We start from the raw sequence: 21,048 nt of genomic DNA, 5'->3' as shown, positions 1-21,048 counted from the left end.
CGGCTGAGGCAGGTGTTGAACGCAGCGTATCGGTCCCCGCCCCGCCGTACGCCGCTCGGGGCGGCCCCCGAGGCGCTTGCTGAGACGGACATTCCCGGATTACCGGTCGTCAACCGGCAACCGGTTTGCGAGAGGTTGCGTCGATCGACAAGGCTGGGCATCATGCCTGCCGCCTCGACGACTCTCCGCGTGCTCGCCGCCTCGGTCATCGCGTCGCTCTCGGTCACCGGCTGCCAGGCCCTGGACGACGCGGGCGTCGCGCTCGGTCGGGCCGACCTGGTCAACGACCTCGCCGCGCGGATGGACCGGGCGCTGGAGCAGACCTGGGCCGCCGACTACCAGCTCGACGGCGGTCGCACCGCCTCGATCGCGCAGACCAGGAAGCCGCTGCGCTCCACGTACACCTGGCCCGGCGGCAAGATCACGGTGACCCAGGAGTCGGTGACCCGGTGCGCGAGCACCGCCGCCCGCACCTCCTGCACCGTGTCTCCGCCCGTCCTCACCGCCGGAAAACCCTCGGTGATCGTCTACGACGAGGCACGCAAGCAGGGCCTGGTCACGCCCCCGGCGGTGATCCGGCTGCTCACCGAGGCCGCGCTCGCGCCGGACGCGGTCATCGAGCAGAGCGACACCACGCTGGCCGGGCACCACGCCACCTGCGTGAACGTCACCCACGACGGTGAGCGCTTCAGCACCTGCGTGACGAACGAAGGCGTGCTGGGCAGCTTCTCCGGCACGATCGACGGCAAGCCGGCCGAGGTGACGCTGAGCCGCTACACCGAGAGCGTCGAGGCCGCCGCGTTCGCCGTACCGGCCGGCGCGGGTGTGGTGGACCGCCGCCCCGCCACGTCGTGACCCCGCCCGACGGCGCCGGGTTCCGGCCCGCCGCCGATCACGGGCGGCCGCCGCAGCCGGGCGACCTGGCGCTGCCGGTCGCCGGCCGGAAACTGCTGACCGGCCCGGACGCCGCGCAGCCGCTGCGCATCGGCGCGCTGCCCGGCGACCTCGCCTGGACACCCGTCGGCACGCTCGACGGCACCCCGGCGTGGGCGGCCGAGGTCACCGACCCCGAGTCGCTGCCCGGCCGGTGGCGCGGCTGGCGCGGCCTCGCCGCCGAACTGCCCGCACCCCACGCCGACCTGGCCGGGCGGGCGCTCGCCGTGGTCACCTGGCGGCGTACGCACAGGTGGTGCGGGGCGTGCCGGGCCGAACTGGCCGACGTGCCGGGCGAGACCGCGCGGCGCTGCCCGGACTGCGGGCTGACCGTGTTCGTGCCGCTGTCCGTAGCGGTGCTGACCGCGATAACCCGCCCGGGCCGGGCCGGCGGAGCAGACGAGCTCCTGCTGGTCCGGCACGCGCACGGCCCGACCGAGTTGTGGGCGCTCGTCGCCGGTTTCGTCGAGGCCGGCGAGTCGCTGGAGGCGGCGGTGCACCGCGAGGTCGCCGAGGAGGTCGGCCTGACCCTGCGCCGCCCCGCGTACGTGGACAGCCAGCCGTGGGCGCTGACCGGACCGGGCACACTGCTCGCCGGGTTCACCGCCGAGGTGACCGACCCGGCCGCACAACCGGTGGCCGACGGCACGGAGCTGACCGAGGCGCGCTGGTTCCCGGTCGACGCGCTGCCCGCCGAGCTGCCGCCCGCGTACTCCCTGTCGCGCTGGCTGATCGACGCGGTCGCCGCCCGCCGGTGAGCCCTCACACCCCCAGCAGGGTGCGCAGGTGGCGCGGCGGCGGGCAGTCGTACGCCAGCATGGCGTCGTGCCAGTCGCGCACCGGCACGCCGTCCGGACGGGCGGCGGCGATGTCGGCCATCTCGCTGTAGCCGACGAAGTACGTCGACAGCTGCGTGGAGGTGAGCAGCGCCCGCCGCCACTTGCCGGCCGCCTCCCCCTCCTCCTGGAAGCCGCGCCCGGTCATCAGCGCCATCGCCTCGGACTCGGGCAGATCGTCGCAGTGCACTAGCTGGTCGAGCAGCGCGTTGATGGTCATCCGCAACTGCATCTTGAGCTGCTGCAACCGCACCGGCAGCCCGCCGAAGCCGAGCCCGGCCATCAGCTCCTCGGTGTAGACCGCCCAGCCCTCGATGAACACGCCCGACTCGGTGAGCGCGCGTACCCGCGTCGGCCCGTCGTAGCGGCGGGCGTGGGCGAGCTGGAGGAAATGGCCGGGCATCGCCTCGTGCACGGTCAGGTTGCGGATCATGTGGTCGTTGTATTCCCGGTAGAACGACTCGACCCGCTGCGCCGGCCAGTCCGCCGGGGTGGGCGCGATGCAGTAGAACGTCGGCACGTCGGCCGTCTCCAGCGGCCCCGGCGAATCGCAGTAGGCGACCGCCACACCCCGCGCGAACTCCGGCATCTCCTGGATCACGCACGGGTCACCGACCATGCTGACCAGGTCGTGGTGGCGCACGAAGTCACTCGCCTCGTCCAGCGTCACCGAGGCGAGGTCGACGATGGTGGCGTCGTCCGGGTGCTCGGCGGCCAGCAGGTCCAGCGCCCGGCGTACCGTCTCGTCGTCGGCCGGGCCACCGACCAGCTCGACGGCCGCCGCGCGGATCTCCTCGGTGACCCGGTCGAGGTTCGCCCACGCGCGGCGCTGCACCTCGGCGGCGCTCAGCTCGGTGTCGAGCGTGTGCCACAGCCGCGCCTCCCAGCGCCGCCGGCCCAGCCGCGGGTCACGCCCCGGGCCCGCATCGGCCGCCAGACCCTGCCGCAGCCACGCCACGAACTCCTCCAGCGCGGCGATCGCCTCCGTGGCCGCCGGGCCGACCCGGTCACGCAGCGCCGGCGCCTGGGCGAGCAACGCCGGCACCTCGTCGCGGATCAGCGCCGCCGTGCCGGTGAACTGCCCGACCGCCGTCTCCGCGTGGATGCGCGGCATGTCCCGCAGCGTCGCGCGCGCCGTCGCAAGCGCATCCGGTACGGCCGACAGGCGCCCGGCGAGGCTGGTCAGGCGCTCCTCGGCCGGGGCGAAGGGACGGGCCAGCAGGGCGTGCAGCAGCGGCCCCGGATTGTGGCGCAGCGGATCCCACTCGTGGGCGCGAATCTCGGTGGCCTCGAACAGCCCTCTGTCGATCATGCTGGTGAGCAGCGCGTGGTCGACGCTCTCCGCCACGTCGAGCGCGTCCGGGTCGATCTCGGCGAGCGCGTCCGCCGCGTCCTTCAGCATCGCCTGATCGGCGGCGAGCGCGTCCGCGGACAGATCGGGCAGCCGGTCGTCGTAGCGGTGGTCCCCGGCGGAGGTGGCCAGCCCGGGCCGGCTCTCCAGCAACGCCTCCACGATCCGCTCCGCCAGCGGTACGAACGACTCCATACCCGGCACCCTACCGATCACCCCCGACCCCTTCCGCGACCCAGCTCCCGCCCGCCGGGCCACCCTCCGCGTTGATCAAGGAGTTCGCGTCCCCAGTAGTGCCCGCCGCGACCCCAAACTCCTTGATCACCGACACGGCCCGCCGGGTGGCTGGGCAGATCTTGAGATGCGGTCTACGAGTCTCGGGAAGCGAGAGGGCTCAACTCGGGCCGGCAGCGCGCTGGGTCCCGACTGGGCGGACAAGGGCCCTCCGCGATCTTGCACTTCCTGACCGGACGGAAGGGACATTTGCGATGCCCAGTGGGCCGCAAGTGCAAGATCGCGGGGCGGGAGGGCGGGAGGGGTGGGCGGGGTCAGGTGGGGCGTTCGGCGGCTCGGACCGCCTCGGCGTACGCCAAGGTTGCACGGCGCAGGGCGGCCTCCGGGTCGATGCCGGCCTGCCGGGCGGCGGCGACAGTTGCCAGCAGGCTCGCCCCCAGCCGCGCTTCCGGGTCCACCTGCGACTCGGCCAGCGGGGGCGGTACGGCGAGGCCGACCCGGCCGGCGCGGTCCAGGATCTTCGCGGCCAGCGCGAGCGCGGGCTGGCTCAGCGCGATGCCGTCCAGCACCGATTCGCGGGTCTTCTCATCCCGCTTGATCCGTTCCCAGTTCGCCTCGATCTCCTCGATCGAGCCGGCCGGCTCGCCGGAGAACACGTGCGGGTTACGCCGCACCATCTTGTCGACAAGCGTTCCGGCCACGTCGTCGACGGTCCAGCTCTTGCCGTCCGGTAGGTCCTCGGCCAGCCGGGCGTGCAGCAGCACCTGGAGCAACACGTCGCCCAGTTCCTCGCGGAGCGCGTCGGTGTCGTCGGCGCTGATCGCGTCGTACGCCTCGTAGCACTCCTCCAGCAGGAACCCGGCCAGGCTGCGGTGGGTCTGCGCCCGCTTCCACGGGTCGCCGCCCGGGGAGGCCAGCCGGTCCATCACCTCGACCGCGTCGAGCAGCCGGGCGCCGGGTGGGTCCCACGAGCCGTACATCAGTTCCAGCTCGGCCAGCCCGGGCTCGCGGGCCAGCCGCAGCCCCAGCTCACGGGCCAGCGTCTCGTCGCCGGCCGGGCCGGCCAGCCACACCGCCCCGCCGTGCGTGGCGGCGGCGTCGAGCAGCGCCTGGGTCGCGCCCTCGGTCACCACGCTCACCTCGGCGCCGGCCGTCCGGACCGCCCGGGTCAGCTCGCTCTCCGCACCGGCGAGGACCGGCGCGGAGCGTACGGCGTCCCAGGCGGCCGAGGTCAGCAGGCCGGCGGGCAGCCGGGGCGAGGTGACGAGCAGGACGATGCGCGCGGTCATGCGGTTCCGGGGGCCGGCGAACCACCGGCCGGCGCCTCCGGCGTCGAGATGTCGGTGACCGGGCCGTCCTGGTTGACGTAGGGCAGGGAGTAGAAGACGAGCGACTGGCCGGTGTTGACGAGCGACGGCACGCCGCTCACCCCGAACCGGGGGTTGACGCTGACGTCCACCTTCTCGGCCTGCTGCTGCAGCACGTTGCTGAGCGCGGTGGCGCTGCGCACGAACCCGGCCTCGCCGAACGCCTGCCGGACCTGGTCGACGGTCAGGCCCGGCTGGATCGCCCCGGTCTTCTCGATGGCGTGGTAGACGGCCATCAGGGACTCGTCGCTGAGGTCGGCCGGGGGCAGGCTCTGCTGGAGGGTGGCGGAGAGGTCCACCCACTCGCCCCACAGCTTCGTGTACTCGGTGGTCGCCGGCATCCGCAGCGGCTGCTGAAGCTGCTCCGGGGACACCTCGTCGGTGACCTGGAGGCCCTTCTCGGCCGCCACGCGCTTGCCGAGGTCGAGCGCGACGAGCAGGTTCAGCACGTCCTGCCGGGTCACCGGGGACCGCAGCTCCTCCGGCGACGGCGTCTGCGGCGCCTGGTTCCGGACGGCGTCCGCGTACTGCCGCTGCGCGTCGTCGTAGATCGCATCGACCCGCTCGACGGAGTAACGGGTGTCTCCGACGTAGGCGGCGACGTCCGGGGCGGACCGGCCACAGGCGGCGAGAGAGAGCGCGGCAAGAGCCGCGACGCTGACGGCGACGAGGGAACGACGTGCACGCATGTGGCTCACTCTCTCACGCCCCGTACCGGCCTGTGACTCCACCCACCTCATCGCGCACCCGCCGGGACCGCACGAGCCAGCTCCTCGGGCTTGCCCAGGACATCCGCCAGGAGCTGCTCGCACCACTCCAGCAACGCCTGGTCGCGCAGCGGCTCGCCGCCGATCCGCCGGGTGCTGGGCCGGGGCACGCTGACCTGGTCGAGCGCCTGCTTGTAGACCGAGTCCGGGTGGTAGCGCTTGAGCCGCATCTGCTTCGAGTCGGGCAGCGGCAGCGGGCCGAACCGGATGTGCTTGCCCTGCATCGACACGTCGGTGAGCCCGTAACGGCGGGCCAGCAGCCGGAACCGTGCCACCGCGACCAGGTTCTGCACCGGCGCGGGCGGCTCGCCGTACCTGTCGGTCATCTCGGCGACCACCTCGCGCAGCCGCTCGGCGTCGCGGGCCTCGGCGAGCTTGCGGTACATCTCCAGGCGCAGCCGCTCCACTCCGACGTAGTCGTGCGGCAGGTGCGCATCGATCGGGAGGTCGACCTTGACCTCCGTCTCCTCCTCGGTGCTCTCGCCCTTGAAGGCGGACACCGCCTCGCCGACCATCCGGACGTACAGGTCGAAGCCGACGCCCTCGATGTGGCCGGACTGCTCGCCGCCGAGCAGGTTGCCGGCGCCGCGGATCTCCAGGTCCTTCATCGCCACGTACATGCCCGCGCCGAGTTCGGTGTGCTGGGCGATGGTGGCCAGCCGCTCGTGCGCGTTCTCGGTGAGCGGCTTCTCCGGCGGGTAGAGGAAGTACGCGTACGCCCGCTCGCGGCCCCGGCCGACCCGGCCGCGGATCTGGTGCAGCTGGGCCAGGCCGAGCAGGTCGGCCCGCTCCACGATGAGCGTGTTGGCGTTCGGGATGTCGATGCCGGACTCGACGATGGTGGTGCAGACCAGGACGTCGAACTCCTTCTCCCAGAAGCCGACCATCACCTTCTCCAGCGCCTCCTCGCCCATCTGGCCGTGCGCCACCGCGACCCGGGCCTCCGGCACCAGCTCCCGCAACTTGCGGGCCGTCTTCTCGATCGACTCGACCCGGTTGTGCAGATAGAAGACCTGACCGTCGCGGAGCAGCTCGCGGTGGATGGACGCGGCCACCTGCCGGTCGTCGTACGCGCCGACGAACGTGAGCACCGGGTGCCGCTCCTCCGGCGGGGTGGCGATGGTGGACATCTCCCGGATGCCGGTGATCGCCATCTCCAGCGTGCGCGGGATCGGGGTGGCCGACATGGCGAGCACGTCGACCGAGGCGCGCAGCGTCTTCAGGTGCTCCTTGTGCTCGACGCCGAACCGCTGCTCCTCGTCGATGATCACAAGGCCCAACTGCTTGAACCGGGTGGACGCCTGGAGCAGCCGGTGGGTGCCGATGACGATGTCGACGGTGCCGGCGGCGACCATCTCAAGCGTCTGCTCGGTCTCCTTCGGCGTCTGGAACCGGGACAGCTGCCGGATCGACACCGGGAACTGGCTCATCCGCTCGGCGAACGTGTTGTAGTGCTGCTGCACCAGCAGCGTGGTCGGCACCAGCACCGCCACCTGCTTGCCGTCCTGCACCGCCTTGAATGCCGCCCGTACCGCGATCTCGGTCTTGCCGTAGCCGACGTCGCCGCAGATCAGCCGGTCCATCGGGACGGTCTGTTCCATGTCCCGCTTGACCTCCTCGATGGCGGCCAGCTGGTCCGGCGTCTCCTGCCAGGGGAAGGCGTCCTCCAGCTCCCGCTGCCACGGGGTGTCGGGGGCGAAGTTGTGCCCCTTGGACGCCTTGCGCGCGGCGTAGAGCTGGATGAGCTGCGCGGCGATCTCGCGGACCGCCTTGCGCGCCCGCGCCTTGGACTTCTGCCAGTCCGAGCCGCCCATCTTGTGCAGCGTGGGCTGCTCGCCGCCGACGTAGCGGGAGAGCTGATCGAGCTGGTCGGTCGGGACGAAGAGGCGGTCGCCGGGCTGGCCGCGCTTGCTCGGCGCGTACTCGATGACCAGGTATTCGCGGCTGGCGCCGTTGACCGTGCGCTGCACCAGCTCGACGTACCGGCCGATGCCGTGCTGCTCGTGCACCACGAAGTCGCCGGCCTTCAGCTCCAGCGGGTCGATGGTGTTGCGCCGCCGGCTGGGCATCTTGCGCATGTCGCGGGTGGAGGTGCCCCGGCCGCCGGTGACGTCGTTGCCGGTGAGCAGCACGAACTTCGACGCCTCGTCGACGAAGCCGGCGGTCAGGCAGCCGCACGACACGAGCAGCTCGCCCGGTGCGGGCGCGGTGGGCACCTCCTCGGTGAGCCGGGCGCCGAGACCGGCGTCGCGGAGCACCTCGACGGCCCGCTGGGCGGGGCCGTGCCCCTCGAACACGAGCGCGATCGACCAGCCCTCGCCGGCCCAGCGCTTCAGGTCCTCGACCACCCGGGCCGTCTCGCCGTGGTAGAGCGGGGCCGGCTGGGCGGCCAGGCTCACCGCGATGGCGTCGTCGGGGGTGACGTCGACCTCGGCCGGCGCGTCCTCCCAGGGCTGCCGGGCCGGTGCCGCGTCCGCCTCGACCAGGCCGAACGGCGCGAGCGTCCACCAGGGCTGGCGCAGGGCGCGGGCTGCCGTGCGTACCTCGGCCAGGGTCTTGAAGGCGGCGGCGCCGAGGTCGACCGGGGCCTGGCCGCCGACGGCGGCTGCGGCCCAGCTGGCCTGGAGAAACTCCTCCGAGGTACGGACCAGGTCGTGCGCGCGGGTGCGGATGCGCTCGGGGTCGCAGAGGAGTACGTGGGTGCCGGCCGGCATGCAGTCGACGAGCAGTTCCAGCGCGTCGGCGCCGATCAGCACCGGCGCGAGGGACTCCATGCCCTCCACCGGGATGCCCTCGGCGAGCTTGTCCAGGATCTCGGCCAGCTCGGGGTGCTCGGCGGCGAGCGCGGCGGCCCGCTCCCGCACGTCCGGGGTGAGCAGCAGCTCGCGGCACGGCGGCGCCCACATCTGCGCGACGCCCTCGATGGTGCGCTGGTCGGCGACCGCGAACGTGCGGATCTCCTCCACCTCGTCGCCCCAGAACTCGACCCGGGACGGGTGCTCGTCGGTGGGCGGGAAGACGTCCAGGATGCCGCCGCGTACGGCGAACTCGCCGCGCTTGGTGACCAGGTCGACCCGGGCGTACGCCATGTCGGTGAGCCGGCGGGCGACCTCTTCCAGGTCGGCCTCGTCACCGGCGGCGAGCTGGACGGGTTCCAGGTCGCCGAGGCCCTTGAGCTGCGGCTGCAGCAGCGACCGAACCGGCGCGACCACGACCCGCAGCGGCCCGGTGCGGCCGTGCGCGTCGGCGGCCTCCGGGTGGGCGAGGCGGCGCAGCACGGCGAGGCGCCGCCCGACCGTGTCGGAGCGGGGCGACAGGCGCTCGTGCGGCAGCGTCTCCCAGGACGGGAAGACCGCCACCTGCTCCGGCGGCAGCAGGCTGCCCAGCGCGGAGGCCAGGTCGTCGGCCTCCCGGGTGGTGGCGGTGACCGCGAGCACGGGACGGCCCGCGCCGCCGGCCGGCTCGTCGGAGGCGACCGCTGCCACCGCGAACGGGCGCAGCGCGGCGGGGGCGGTGAGGTCGAGCCCGTCGACCTGCGCGGCACCGGAGCGCGCCAGGTCACGCGCCCGGGCCAGCCCCGGGTCGGCCAGGGCGGCGGAGAAGAGTCCGGTGAGCATCAGTGATCACTTCCAGCGGATCGACACACGACGACGACCCCGCGTCCAGCCGGACGGGGGGTGCACCGTTCGAGCCTATCCCCCTCCACCGACGATCCGGGCCCGCCCGATCTTCGATCTTGACCGACCGTGACCGGGCGTGGTGCGGTGGGCGGATGGTCGAGTATCGGGCGGTCTTCGACGCCCAGGTGGATTTCGCAAACGGTGGTGGCCTGCGCACGGACGGGTTCCGGTTGGACGTGCCGCACCCGGACGTCACCGACGACGAGGTGGCCGCGCTGCTGGTCCGGCACCTCGGGCTGCTCATGGTCGGCGAGGTGCGGATCACCAACCGGACCGTCGTCGAGGAGCCGCACAAGGGCGGACGGGGCCTCGATGTGCCGGCCTCGGGTGGGCGGAAGCTCGTCGAACTGAGTCACGTGATCGCCGAAGGGCTGGTCACGCTGCCCGGCTGGCCCGGCCCGGCGATCAGCGACTGGCTGACCCGGGAGGAGTCCCGGAATCGGTACGCGCCGGGCGTCGAGTTCCACGTCGCCCGGATCGACATGATCGCCAACACCGGCACGTACGTGGACACGCCGTCGCACCGCTTCGCCGACGGGCCGGACCTGACCGGGGTGCCGCTGGACCGCCTCGCCGACCTGCCCGGCCTGGTGGTGCGGGTGCCCGCCGGTACCCGGGCGGTGGACCGGCTGATGCTCGCCCCGTACGACGTGGCCGGGTGCGCGGTGCTGCTGCACACCGGCTGGGACGCGCACTTCGGCACCGACAGGTACGCCGCGCCGGAGGCGCCCTTCCTGACCGGTGACGGTGCGCAGTGGCTGGCCGAGGCGGGCGCGGCGCTCGTCGGCATCGACTCGATCAACATCGACGACATGACTCCGGCGGCAGCGGGTCAGCGCCCGGCGCACACCGGTCTGCTGGCCGCCGGGGTGCCGATCGTGGAGCACCTGACCGGCCTGGACGCGCTGCCGCCGACCGGCTTCCGGTTCACCGCCGCCCCGCCACGGGTCGCCGGCATGGGCACGTTCCCGGTCCGGGCCTTCGCCGTCGTGGCCGCCTGACCCACGCCGCCGCCCGCCGCCCGCCGCCAACCGCCGCCCGCCAAGCGCCGGGTGGAACGCCATGGGTGTCAAAAGGGCGCTGAGACACCCATAACGTTCCACTGACCGCCACTTCGAGGCGTGAGTGGAACGGCATGGGTGTCAAACGGGGACGTAGACACCCATGGCGTTCCACCGAGCGGCGGACGGCGGGGTGCGGGCGGGTCAGTAGCGCACGGCGATGCGGCGCTCCACCGCGTCCACGCGGATCTCGCCGCCGTACGGGATGATCAGCTGCGGGTCGGTGTGGCCCAGGTCGACGTCGAAGACCACCACCGGGTCGCCCGCGTAGGGGGCAAGAGCCGCCAGGATCGCCGCCCGCTGGTCGGCGGCCCAGGCCAGCCGCTCCGCGACCGTGTGGGGCCGGTCGAAGTCCCACGCCTTGGGCCGGCCCACCACGATCGCCGGGAAGCCGGCGAGCAGCCCGCGCTCGCCCAGGTTCCGCACGATCCGGAAGACCTCCTGCGCGGACGGCATCTCCTCCGAGGTCTCCAGCACCAGTACCGAACCGGCCAGGTCGGCCGCGCGCGGAACGCGGTCGGTCGCCATCAGCCAGTGCAGGATCTCCAGATTGCCGCCCCACGTGCGGCCCTGCACCACCTCGGCCGGGCCGTGCCAGCGCCAGCCCTCGGACGGGTACATCGGCGGCTCCTCGGCCATCGTGGCCGGGTCGCGCCAGTCGCACGGCTCGTCGCCCCACTCGGGGGCGGCGGTCAGCTCGTACCAGCCGGAGGTGAACAGCGCGGCGCGCAGCGAGTCGAACGTCAGCGGGTGCGGCTTGCCGGAGCGCCCGAGGTGCACCAGCACGGACCCGCCGTGGTAGCCGACGAGATCCAGCCGGTAGAGGTGGTTGAGCACGTTGGTGTTGTCCGAGTAGCCGAAGTACGGCTTCGGGTTGGCCCACAGCTCCTCGTCGTTCAGGTACGGGGTGACAGTGATCAGGTCGTCCCCGCCGACGGTGGCCAGCACGGCGGTGATCGTCGGGTCGGTGAACGCGGCCATCAGGTCGCGTGCCCGGTCGCGCGGGTCGGCGCCCATGACGCGGGTGGTCGGGTACTCCACCGGTTCCAGCCCCAGCTCGTCGCGGAGCCGGCGCAGCCCCAGCTCGTACACGTGGGGGAAGAGACCCGGCAGGCCGGCGGAGGGTGAGACGACCGCGACCCGGTCGCCCGGCTTCGGTTTGGGGGGATAGACGGGTGCCTGCATGGCCCGACGCTATCGGCCCGGACCAGCGGTTTTCGCCCTGACGAAACCGCCTCAGCCAGGCAAATGCCGCCAATAGGCTGAGCGCGTGGACGACGAGCCGGAACTGCGTACCCGGGACTGGCTGCCGCGCACGGCGGCGCTGATCCTCGGCACCCTGGCGCTGGCCAGCGCGTTCATCGCCGCCTACGTCGGCGCGCTGCACAAGCCCGACCCGCGCGACATCCCGGTCGCCGTCGTCACCGGCGACCAGCAGGCCCAGGCCGTGATGTCCGCCGTCCGCGCCCGCACCGACACGATCAAACCCGTCGGGTACGACAGCCGCGGCGCCGCCCAGGACGGCCTCACCGACAGATCGGTGTACGCGGTGCTCAGCTCCTCCCCTGACGGTGGCCTGACGCTCGCCACCGCCAGCGCCGGAGCGCCCGCCGCCACCGAACTCGTCACCGACGTGTTCACCGAGGCGGCCCGGCAGGCCGGGGTGCCGCTTCAGGTCACCGACGACGTGCCGGTCTCCGGCGACGACCCGCGCGGCCTGGTCCCGTTCTACCTGGCCGTCGGCGTGGTGCTGGGCGGCTACCTGGCGTCCACGGCGCTCGGCATCTCACTCGGCACCAGCCCCCGCGACCTGCGCCGGGCCGGGCTGCGGATCGCCACGCTCGCGGTGCACGCGATCCTGCTCGGCGTCATCGGGGCGATCCTGGTCGGACCGGTGCTCGGCGTGTTCGCCGGTCACGTGGCGGCGGTGGCGGTGGTCGGCGCGCTCGCCGCGTTCGCGGCCGGGATGGTCGCCGCCGCCGTGCAGGGCTGGCTCGGACTGCTCGGCACCGGCATCGTGATCCTGCTGCTCGTGGTGCTCGGCAACCCCGGGTCCGGTGGCATCTACGCGCCCGAGTTCCTGCCGCCGCTCCTGCGCGGCATGCACCGCTGGAACGTTCCAGGCCTCGCCACCGACCTGTTCAAATCGGCCATCTACTTCGACTGGCGCGGCGGCGGCTGGGCGCTGACCGGCCTGCTGATCTGGGTCGTCGCCGGCCTGGCCGGGCTGCTCACCGCGACCATGTTCCGCGCCCGACGGCGCCCGGCGCCGGGCCGGCACGCCGTCGACCGGGGCTGACCGGCGGGCCGTCCCAGAGTGCAGATCATCACGCGGTCCCCCTCCTGTCCCCCGGGGGTACGCGGATACGATCCAGGGGAGTCGGACAGCGCTGTCCTTCGTCCTCGCGTAAGGAGCGCAACCGTGACCGACCAGCACGACCACGACGGCCCCGACGCCGCTCTCCGGGCCGACATCCGCCGCCTCGGCACGCTGCTCGGGCAGACCCTCGCCCGGCAGGAGGGCCGCCCGCTGCTCGACCTGGTCGAGGAGATCCGCGCCCAGGTCCGCTCCGACGCGCCGGCCGCCGCCCAGCGCCTCGCCGGGCTCGACGTCACCACCGGCACGAAGCTCGCCCGTGCCTTCTCCACCTACTTCCACCTGGCGAACATCACCGAGCAGGTGCACCGCGCCCGGGACCTGCGCCGCCGCCGCGCCACCGACGGCGGCTGGCTGGACCAGGCCGCCAAGATGATCGCCGAGCGGGGCGTACCGGCCGAGGAGATCGCCGCCGCGGCCCGCCGGCTGGCCGTACGCCCGGTCTTCACCGCGCACCCGACCGAGGCGGCCCGCCGGTCCATCCTGTCCAAGCTGCGCGCGGTCGCCGACGAGCTGGACACCGAGACCGCGAACGCGATCCTGTACGGCGCCAGCGACGAGGGCCCGGCGAACCGCCGCCTGGCCGAACTGCTCGACCTGATGTGGCAGACCGACGAGCTGCGGCTGGACCGGCCGGACCCGACCGACGAGGCGCGCAACGCGATCTACTACCTGCGCGACCTGTACGCCGAGGCCGCGCCGCAGGTCCTCGACGACCTCGCCGACACGCTGCGCACGCTCGGCGTGGAGACGTCACCGACGTCCCGCCCGCTGAGCTTCGGCACCTGGATCGGCGGGGACCGCGACGGCAACCCGTTCGTCACGCCGGTGGTCACCCGCGAGGTGCTGCGCATCCAGCACGAGCACGGCATCGCCGCCACCGAGAAGGCGATGGACGAGCTGATCACCGAGGTCAGCGTGTCCCGGCGGCTGCGCGCGGTGTCGCTCGACCTGTCCGCCAGCCTGGCCAAGGACCTGGACGCGCTGCCCGAGGTGGCGCCCCGGTTCCGCCGGGTCAACGCGGAGGAGCCGTACCGGCTCAAGGCGCGGTGCGTGAAGGCGAAGCTCGCCAACACCCGGGAGCGGCTGCGCGCCGACACCCCGCACGTGCCGGGGCGCGACTACCGGGGCTCGGCCGAGCTGATCGCCGACCTGGAGCTGCTGCGCGCGTCGCTGGCCCGCAACTCCGGCCAGCTCACCGCCGTCGGGCGGCTCGCCTCGACCATCCGTACGGTGTCCGCGTTCGGGCTGCACCTGGCCACCATGGACATCCGGGAGCACGCGGAGAAGCACCACGAGGTGCTGGCCCAGCTCTACGAGGCCGTCGGCGAGGTGTCCGACTACCCGGCGCTGACCCGGCTGGAGCGCACCAAGCTGCTCGCCGACGAGCTGACCGGCCGCCGGCCGCTCTCCACCCAGGACAGCCCGCTCACCGAGTCGGCCCGCAAGACGTTCGACGTGTTCGCGGCCATCCGCGAGGCGCAGGACCGGTTCGGCCCCGAGGTGATCGAGTCGTACATCATCTCGATGACGCTCGGCGTGGACGACGTGCTCGCCGCCGTGGTGCTGGCCCGCGAGGCGGGCCTGGTGGACGTGCACTCCGGGCGGGCCCGCATCGGCATCGTGCCGCTGCTGGAGACCCCGGCCGAGCTGAACGCCGGCGGCGAGCTGCTGGACGAGCTGCTGTCGCTGCCCGCGTACCGGGCGCTGGTGGCGGCGCGGGGCGACGTGCAGGAGGTGATGCTCGGCTACTCCGACTCCAACAAGGAGGCGGGCATCACCACCAGCCAGTGGTCCATCCACCGGGCGCAGCGCGCGCTGCGGGACGTGGCCGCGCGGCACGGCGTACACCTGCGGTTGTTCCACGGCCGGGGCGGCACCGTCGGCCGTGGCGGCGGTCCCACGCACGACGCGATCCTGGCCCAGCCGTACGGCACGCTGGACGGCGCGATCAAGGTGACCGAGCAGGGCGAGGTCATCTCCGACAAGTACACGCTGCCGGCGCTGGCCCGGGAGAACCTGGAGCTGACTGTCGCGGCGGTGCTTCAGGCGACGCTGCTGCACACCGCGCCCCGGCAGCCGGCCGAGATGCTGGAGCGCTGGGACGCGGCCATGGACGTGGTGTCCGAGTCGGCGTTCCGGTCGTACCGGTCGCTGGTCGAGGACCCGGACCTGCCCGCGTACTTCTGGGCCTCCACGCCGACCGAGCTGCTCGGCGCGCTGAACATCGGCTCCCGGCCGGCGAAGCGCCCGAACACCGGCGCCGGCCTGTCCGGCCTGCGGGCCATCCCGTGGGTGTTCGGCTGGACGCAGACCCGGCAGATCGTGCCGGGCTGGTTCGGCGTGGGCTCCGGGCTGGCCGCCGCGCGGGCGGCCGGGCTGGCCGACGTGCTCGCCGAGATGAACCGGAACTGGCACTTCTTCCGCACGTTCCTGTCGAACGTCGAGATGATGCTGACCAAGACCGACCTGACCATCGCCCGGCGGTACGTGGAGACGCTGGTGCCGAAGAAGCTGCACCCGATCTTCGACAAGATCGAGCAGGAGTACGAGCTGACCAAGCAGGAGGTGCTGGCCGTCACCGGCTCGCCGGCGCTGCTGGAGAACTCCCCCGTGCTGCAGCGCACGCTCGCCGTGCGGGACACCTACCTGGAGCCGCTGCACCACCTCCAGGTGGCGTTGCTGCGGCAGTACCGCGAATCAGGTGCGGCCGGGCGGGCGGTGGCGACCGCGCCGGGTGGGCGGCGTGCCCCGAACGACGGTACGGCGCTGGAGCGGGCGCTGCTGACCACCGTCAACGGCATCGCCGCCGGCATGCGCAACACCGGCTGAGGTGTAAGGAAGGGCCCCCTCTTAACGCCTCGTGCATAAGAGGGGGCCCTTCTTAACGCCTGCGCGCGGCGCGTCGCGAGCAGCGCCCGACGCGCGGCGCACCGCGCCCGGCGCGGCGGTGCAGGCTAGAAGTCGCCGCCGCCGAAGTCACCGCCGAAATCTCCGCCGCCGAAGCCACCGAAGTCGCCACCGCCGTAGTCCCCGCCGCCGAAGTCGCCACCGGCGTAGTCGCCACCGCCGCCCACGTCTCCGCCCTGGTCGCCGAAGTCCTGGCCGTCGCCGAAGCCCTCCTGGTAGCCGGCGTCGTAGCCGTACCCGGGGTCGGCGAACGCGGGCGAGAACAGCGCGTCGGCGATCAGCAGACCGCCGACCACACCGACGCCGGCGCCGAGCGCGGTCTTCCACCACGGCGTGGAGTACCAGCCGGCCGGCACCGGCCGCCCCTGGAACCGGCCACCCGGGTAGTAGTAGGGCGTCGCGTTGCCCGGCTGCGGTCCGGCCCGGAACGTCTGCCCCTGCACGTCGACCTGACGCTCCTTGGTGAGCGCGCCCGCGCCCTGGGCGGCGGCGAGCGGCGGCAGCTCCGGGCCCGGGTCGATGCCCATCGCGGTACGCGCCGCCCGGATGTACGCCAGCCCTTCCAGCGCGGTCTCCCGGGCCAGCCCGAACTGGCGCGGCGTGCTCGCCTGCTCCAACTGGGAACCGGCCGCGTTGTAGCGCTCACCCGCGTCGGCGAGCGCCTGCCGGACCGCCGGGGCGTCGCCGTGCAGGTTCATCAGCTGGCCGCCGAGCCGCTCGTACCACCGCTGCGCCTCGGCGCGGGCGTCGGCCAGTTCGTTCGAGCGACGCGATCTGCTCCCCCTCCGCCAGAACATGAACGCACCTCCGAGCAGCAGGATCAGGAACAGCCACAACGCGAACTCCATGACTCGAACGTACCCACCGGGCGCACGTCGTACCCGTTTGGCAAGCTCTTGGCCATGAGCTTTGCGACGCTGGCCGTGGTGGTGCTCTGCCTCGCCGCGGGCGGCGCGGTGGGCTGGCTGGCCGCGCGGGCGCGCGCGGCGACCGACATCGCCCGCCTGGAGGCGACTCTCGCCGCGACCAAGGCGGGCGAGGGCCGGCTGGAGCAGTCCATGCGGGCGCTGAGCTACGAGGCCACGGCGCAGTCGCAGGAGGCGGTGGCCCGGGCGGTGGCGCCGCTGCACGACACGCTGCGCCGCTACGAGCAGCGGGTGGCGGAGCTGGAGCGGGACCGGGTCGACGCGTACGCCGAGCTGCGCGAGCAGGTGCGGTCCATGAGCGCGGTCTCCGGCGAGCTGCGCACCGAGACCAAGCAGCTGGTGGCCGCGTTGCGCGCGCCGCAGGTGCGGGGCCGCTGGGGCGAGCACCAGCTCCGCCGGATCGTCGAGGCCGCCGGCATGCTGGAGCACTGCGACTTCAGCGAGCAGGTCACCGCCGCGACCGACCACCAGGGGGTACGCCCCGACCTGGTGGTCCGGCTGCACGGCGGCCGGACGGTGGTGGTGGACGCGAAGGCGCCGTTCGACGCGTACCTGACCGCGATGGAGGCGCGCGACGAGCGGGGGCGTGACACCCACCTGGACGCGCACGCCCGGCACCTGCGCGCGCACGTCGACGGCCTGGCCGCCAAGTCCTACTGGTCGGCGTTCGACCAGACGCCGGAGTTCGTGGTGCTGTTCGTGCCGGCCGACCCGTTCCTCGACGTGGCCCTGCAACGCGACCCGACGCTGCTGGAGCACGCGTTCGCCCGCAACGTGGTGCTGGCCACTCCGGCCACGCTGGTGGCGCTGCTGCGCACGGTGGCCTACTCGTGGCGGCAGGAGGCGCTGGCGCGCAACGCGGCGACCGTCCACTCGCTGGCCCGCGAGCTGTACGGGCGGCTGTCCACGCTGGGCGACCACGTCGGCAAGCTGGGCAGCTCGCTGGGCGGGGCGGTGACGGCGTACAACCGGGCGGTGGGTTCGCTGGAGGCCCGGGTGCTGGTGAGCGCGCGGAAGCTGGCCGAGCTGGGCGTCTCCGACGACGAGCTGGCCGCCCCGGCGCAGGTCGAGCTGGCGCCGAGGCAGCCGCAGGCGCCCGAGTTGCTGGGTCCGCCGTCCACATCGGCCGAGCGGTCGACCGACGTTGACGCCTAACACGTCGCACGTGTTGACGTAGGCCGATTTCCATCACGGACTGATCACAAACCTGGGCCGAGTAGTGACACCTGCCGTCCTGGCACGCAGGATCACCGTCACACGTGCCCTGCCCCTCGGGGGCCCTGTTCTCTGGAGGAAGAGAACGTTGAGTAAACCCCGCACGCGCAGCCGGCGACCGTCCGCCGCGCTCCTGGCCTCGGTCCTCGCGGCCGGCGCCCTCACCGTCGGAGGTGGCGCCGGCACCGCGAGCGCCGCCCCCGCCGCCCCGCAACCCTCGCAGCCGACCGCCGCGAAGGCACTGGGCGCACACGACGCCAAGCTGCTCGACGAGGCCGAGGCGAAGAACGCGCCGACCGTCACGATGATCATCGCGGCCAAGAAGGGATCGGCCAAGAAGGTCGTCGACGGCCTGACCGGCCTGGGCGCGACCGTCAGCCAGCGGTACGACCAGATCGGCTACGTGCTGGCGAAGGTCCCCACCGACAAGGCGCTCAAGGCCGCCACGCTGCCCGGTGTCGCCGCGGTCGACCTGGACGAGACCATCAAGCTCCCCGACCCGGCGCCGGAGGCGGCCCCGAAGGGCGCCAAGACCGCCGCGCAGGCCCAGACGCTGGCCGGGCCGGGCGGTGACACCGGCGCGGTGAACCCGTACATGCCGACGAACGAGACCGGCGCGGAGGCCTTCAAGGCCGCGAACCCGCAGTGGGACGGCCGCGGCGTCACCATCGGCATCATGGACTCCGGTGTGGACCTCGACCAGCCGGCGCTGCAGACGACCACCACCGGCGAGCGCAAGATCGTCGACTGGGTCACCGCCACCGACCCGCTGGAGGATGCCTCCTGGCGACCGATGCTGACCGAGGTCAGCGGCCCGACGTTCACCACCTCGCTGGGCACCTGGACCGCGCCGGCCGGCAACTACCGGTTCAACGTGTTCCGCGAGAACATCACCGCGAACAGCGACGCGCGCGGCGACCTCAACCGCGACGGCGACACCACCGACTTCTGGGGCGTGCTCTACAACCCCGCCAACGGTGACGTCCGCGTCGACGCGAACCAGAACAACGACTTCACCGACGACGAGGTGATGCGGCCGTACAAGGAGAAGTTCCAGGTCGGCCACTTCGGCACGGACAACCCGGCCACCGCGGTACGCGAGCAGATCCCGTTCGTCGTCGAGTACCGGCGCAACGTGGACACCACGCCGGCCGGCGGCCCGGGCCTGGTCGACTACGTCAACATCGGCATCATCGAGAGCACCCACGGCACCCACGTCGCCGGCATCACCGCCGCCAACGACATGCTCGGCAACAGCGCCTTCGACGGCGCCGCCCCGGGTGCCAAGCTGGTCTCCGCCCGCGCCTGCTCGTGGGGTGGCGGCTGCACCGCGGCGGCGCTCACCACCGGCATGGCCGACCTGGTCATCAACCGCAAGGTCGACGTGGTGAACATGTCGATCGGCGGTCTGCCCGCGCTCAACGACGGCTCGAACGCCCGCGCGGTCCTCTACAACGACCTGATCAACACCTACGGCGTGCAGCTGTTCATCTCGGCCGGCAACTCCGGCCCGGGCCTGAACACCGTCGGCGACCCGTCGGTGGCCACCGACGTGGTGAGCGTCGCGGCGAGCGTCAGCAAGGACACCTGGCTGGCCAACTATGGCTCGGTGGTCCGCAAGGACAACGCGCTGTTCAACTTCTCGTCGCGCGGCCCGCGTGAGGACGGCGGCTTCAAGCCGAACATCGCCGCCCCCGGCTCGGCCATCTCCACCGCGCCGACCTGGCAGCCGGGCAACCCGGTGCCGGAGGCGGGCTACCCGCTGCCCCCGGGCTACCAGATGCTCAACGGCACCTCGATGGCCGCACCGCAGGCCACCGGCGCCGCCGCGCTGCTGCTGTCGGCCGCCAAGGCGACCGGCAAGGGCGTCACCCCGGCCGCGCTGCGCCGGGCCGTCTACACCTCGGCCCAGCCGATCGCCGGCGTCCCGACGTACGCGCAGGGCTACGGCATGTTCAACGTGCCGGGCGCGTGGAGCCTGCTCGCCAAGGGCGTGCCGACCCGCACGTACACCTCCGAGGCGCCGGTCTGCACCGAGCTGTCGCCGAACCTGACCCGCTACGACCGGGCCTCCGGCACGTTCGTGCCGAACCCGAACGTCGGCACCGGCCTCTACAACCGCTGCGCCGCCGACCGTGGTGGCCAGAAGGTCAAGGAGAGCCGCCACTACGAGGTCAAGCTGACCCGGACCAGCGGCCCGAACAAGGGCATCAAGCACGAGGTCGCGTTCCGCGGCAACGACGGCACCTACTCCGCCCCCAAGGTGGTCTGGCTGCCGCTGAACAAGACCGTCACGGTCAAGGTGAAGGCCAAGCCGATGACGGCCGGCGCGCACGGCGCCATCATGACCGTCGACGACCCGGCCACCAACGTGGTCGACTTCGAGGTCGCCACCGTCGTGGTCGCCTCGAACCCGGTGTCCGCTCCGGCGTACTCCTTCTCGGCCGAGGGCTCGGTCGAGCGGAACAACTTCCGGTCGTACTTCGTGACCGTCCCGCCGGGCGCGGGCGCGCTGCAGGTCAACCTGTCCGGCATCGCGACCGGCTCGCAGACCCGCTTCATCGCCATCAACCCGTACGGCGTGCCGGTCGAGAGCACCGCCAGCACCGCCTGCTACACCAACTTCTCCGACGCCGCGGTCTGCAAGCCGCAGGAGCGGGACTACCAGAACCCGATCCCGGGTGTGTGGGAGATCGAGGTGGAAGCGCGCCGCACCTCGCCGGCGCTGGACAACCCGTTCCGGCTGCAGGCCCGCGTGCAGGGCGTGAAGGTGGAGCCGGCCGTGGTGCAGCTCCCGTCGGTCACCGCCGGTACGCCGGCTCCGGTGAGCTGGAAGCTGACCAACGCGTTCGGTCCGGTCCAGGTGACCGGCGTCGGCGGTCCGCTGGCGAGCGTCCGGTCCGAGCGGCCCAGCATCACCCAGGGCGCGAGCCAGGAGTACCTGGTGGAGGTGCCGGCGGGCGCCACCTCGTTCACCGCGCGGATCGGCAACCCGTCCGACCTGAGCGCCGACCTGGACCTGACGGTCTTCCTGGGCACCACCCGGGTGGGCCAGTCGGCCGACGGTGACTCGGAGGAGGCGGTCACGCTGACCAACCCGGCGCCGGGCACCTACCGCGTCGTGGTCGACGGTTACTCGATGAGCGACCCGAGCACCGCGTACGACTACCGGGACTCGTTCGCCTCCCCGGAGCTGGGCACGCTCTCCGCGTCGTCCACGCCGCTGTCGCTGGCCAACGGCGCCACCGCCACCCTCACGGGTTCGGTGACCGCCCTGTCCACCCCGGCCGCCGGCCGGGAGCTGTACGGCGACATGGCCGTGACCACCACCGAGGGCGCGGTCGTCGGCCGCGGTTCGGTGGAGGTTCTCGCGGTCAACTGATCCGCTGAC

13 protein-coding genes are annotated in these 21,048 nt (G+C 72.9%); 7 read left to right on the top strand and 6 right to left on the bottom strand.

Annotated elements, in window-relative coordinates; all coding sequences use genetic code 11:
- Positions 1 to 162 precede the first annotated feature (162 nt).
- Both J3R08_RS04130 and J3R08_RS04125 read left to right on the top strand, forming a co-directional pair.
- On the top strand, positions 163 to 855 hold the full coding sequence (locus J3R08_RS04130; protein WP_064447679.1) for a hypothetical protein: 693 nt from the start codon (positions 163 to 165) through the stop codon (positions 853 to 855).
- A complete protein-coding gene (locus J3R08_RS04125) occupies positions 852 to 1,691 on the top strand; it encodes an NAD(+) diphosphatase (protein ID WP_209960037.1) in 840 nt (279 codons plus the stop codon). The genes J3R08_RS04130 and J3R08_RS04125 overlap by 4 nt, the downstream gene beginning before the upstream one ends.
- Positions 1,692 to 1,695: 4 nt before the next feature.
- Here the strand turns inward: J3R08_RS04125 and J3R08_RS04120 are convergent, their stop codons facing one another.
- The 4 genes from J3R08_RS04120 to mfd form a co-directional block, all read right to left on the bottom strand.
- On the bottom strand, positions 1,696 to 3,315 hold the full coding sequence (locus tag J3R08_RS04120) for a DUF885 domain-containing protein (protein WP_209960035.1): 1,620 nt from the start codon (positions 3,313 to 3,315) through the stop codon (positions 1,696 to 1,698).
- A gap of 353 nt (positions 3,316 to 3,668) precedes the next feature.
- Positions 3,669 to 4,643: a nucleoside triphosphate pyrophosphohydrolase gene (locus J3R08_RS04115; protein WP_064447676.1), complete on the bottom strand. Its 975-nt coding sequence runs from the start codon at positions 4,641 to 4,643 to the stop codon at positions 3,669 to 3,671.
- The gene (locus J3R08_RS04110) at positions 4,640 to 5,410 is read right to left on the bottom strand and encodes a SurA N-terminal domain-containing protein (RefSeq protein ID WP_043330641.1); all 771 of its coding nucleotides are present in this window, start codon (positions 5,408 to 5,410) and stop codon (positions 4,640 to 4,642) included. Before J3R08_RS04110 ends, J3R08_RS04115 begins: the two co-directional genes overlap by 4 nt.
- Positions 5,411 to 5,457: 47 nt before the next feature.
- Entirely contained in the window at positions 5,458 to 9,105 is a 3,648-nt protein-coding gene (gene mfd, locus J3R08_RS04105; RefSeq protein WP_209960033.1) for a transcription-repair coupling factor, read from the bottom strand.
- Between the two features lie 155 nt (positions 9,106 to 9,260).
- On the opposite strand from mfd, the gene J3R08_RS04100 reads away from it, so the two are divergent.
- The gene (locus J3R08_RS04100) at positions 9,261 to 10,169 is read left to right on the top strand and encodes a cyclase family protein (RefSeq protein WP_043326589.1); all 909 of its coding nucleotides are present in this window, start codon (positions 9,261 to 9,263) and stop codon (positions 10,167 to 10,169) included.
- A gap of 204 nt (positions 10,170 to 10,373) precedes the next feature.
- Here J3R08_RS04100 and J3R08_RS04095 read toward each other — a convergent pair whose 3' ends face one another.
- Entirely contained in the window at positions 10,374 to 11,414 is a 1,041-nt protein-coding gene (locus J3R08_RS04095) for a S66 peptidase family protein (RefSeq protein ID WP_209960030.1), read from the bottom strand.
- A gap of 85 nt (positions 11,415 to 11,499) precedes the next feature.
- Between J3R08_RS04095 and J3R08_RS04090 the strand changes: the two genes are divergently transcribed.
- Positions 11,500 to 12,528: a hypothetical protein gene (locus J3R08_RS04090; RefSeq protein ID WP_064447671.1), complete on the top strand. Its 1,029-nt coding sequence runs from the start codon at positions 11,500 to 11,502 to the stop codon at positions 12,526 to 12,528.
- 123 nt (positions 12,529 to 12,651) lie between these two features.
- Positions 12,652 to 15,438: a phosphoenolpyruvate carboxylase gene (gene ppc, locus J3R08_RS04085; RefSeq protein WP_064447670.1), complete on the top strand. Its 2,787-nt coding sequence runs from the start codon at positions 12,652 to 12,654 to the stop codon at positions 15,436 to 15,438.
- 125 nt (positions 15,439 to 15,563) lie between these two features.
- Here the strand turns inward: ppc and J3R08_RS04080 are convergent, their stop codons facing one another.
- A complete protein-coding gene (locus tag J3R08_RS04080) occupies positions 15,564 to 16,364 on the bottom strand; it encodes a hypothetical protein (protein ID WP_209960027.1) in 801 nt (266 codons plus the stop codon).
- 54 nt (positions 16,365 to 16,418) lie between these two features.
- Between J3R08_RS04080 and J3R08_RS04075 the strand changes: the two genes are divergently transcribed.
- Positions 16,419 to 17,597 carry a DNA recombination protein RmuC gene (locus J3R08_RS04075; RefSeq protein ID WP_209960024.1) on the top strand — a complete coding sequence of 393 codons (1,179 nt, stop codon included), beginning with the start codon at positions 16,419 to 16,421 and terminating at the stop codon, positions 17,595 to 17,597.
- Positions 17,598 to 17,745: 148 nt separating this feature from the next.
- A complete protein-coding gene (locus J3R08_RS04070; RefSeq protein ID WP_209960022.1) occupies positions 17,746 to 21,039 on the top strand; it encodes a S8 family serine peptidase in 3,294 nt (1,097 codons plus the stop codon).
- Positions 21,040 to 21,048 lie beyond the last annotated feature (9 nt).

The organism is Micromonospora sp. HB375, from assembly GCF_017872985.1.
GTDB lineage: Bacteria > Actinomycetota > Actinomycetes > Mycobacteriales > Micromonosporaceae > Micromonospora > Micromonospora chalcea.
The sequence above is the reverse complement of the archived record's forward strand: the minus strand, read 5'-3'. Positions and strand labels throughout refer to the sequence as shown.

Bases quoted from the DNA above. Each gene is read 5' to 3' on its own strand.
- J3R08_RS04115 (WP_064447676.1), bottom strand. From the start codon at position 4,643: ATGACCGCGCGCATCGTCCTGCTCGTCACCTCGCCCCGGCTGCCCGCC.
- J3R08_RS04100 (WP_043326589.1), top strand. From the start codon at position 9,261: ATGGTCGAGTATCGGGCGGTCTTCGACGCCCAGGTGGATTTCGCAAAC.
- J3R08_RS04075 (WP_209960024.1), top strand. From the start codon at position 16,419: ATGAGCTTTGCGACGCTGGCCGTGGTGGTGCTCTGCCTCGCCGCGGGC.
- mfd (WP_209960033.1), bottom strand. From the start codon at position 9,105: ATGCTCACCGGACTCTTCTCCGCCGCCCTGGCCGACCCGGGGCTGGCC.
- J3R08_RS04120 (WP_209960035.1), bottom strand. From the start codon at position 3,315: ATGGAGTCGTTCGTACCGCTGGCGGAGCGGATCGTGGAGGCGTTGCTG.
- J3R08_RS04095 (WP_209960030.1), bottom strand. From the start codon at position 11,414: ATGCAGGCACCCGTCTATCCCCCCAAACCGAAGCCGGGCGACCGGGTC.
- J3R08_RS04110 (WP_043330641.1), bottom strand. From the start codon at position 5,410: ATGCGTGCACGTCGTTCCCTCGTCGCCGTCAGCGTCGCGGCTCTTGCC.
- J3R08_RS04130 (WP_064447679.1), top strand. From the start codon at position 163: ATGCCTGCCGCCTCGACGACTCTCCGCGTGCTCGCCGCCTCGGTCATC.
- J3R08_RS04080 (WP_209960027.1), bottom strand. From the start codon at position 16,364: ATGGAGTTCGCGTTGTGGCTGTTCCTGATCCTGCTGCTCGGAGGTGCG.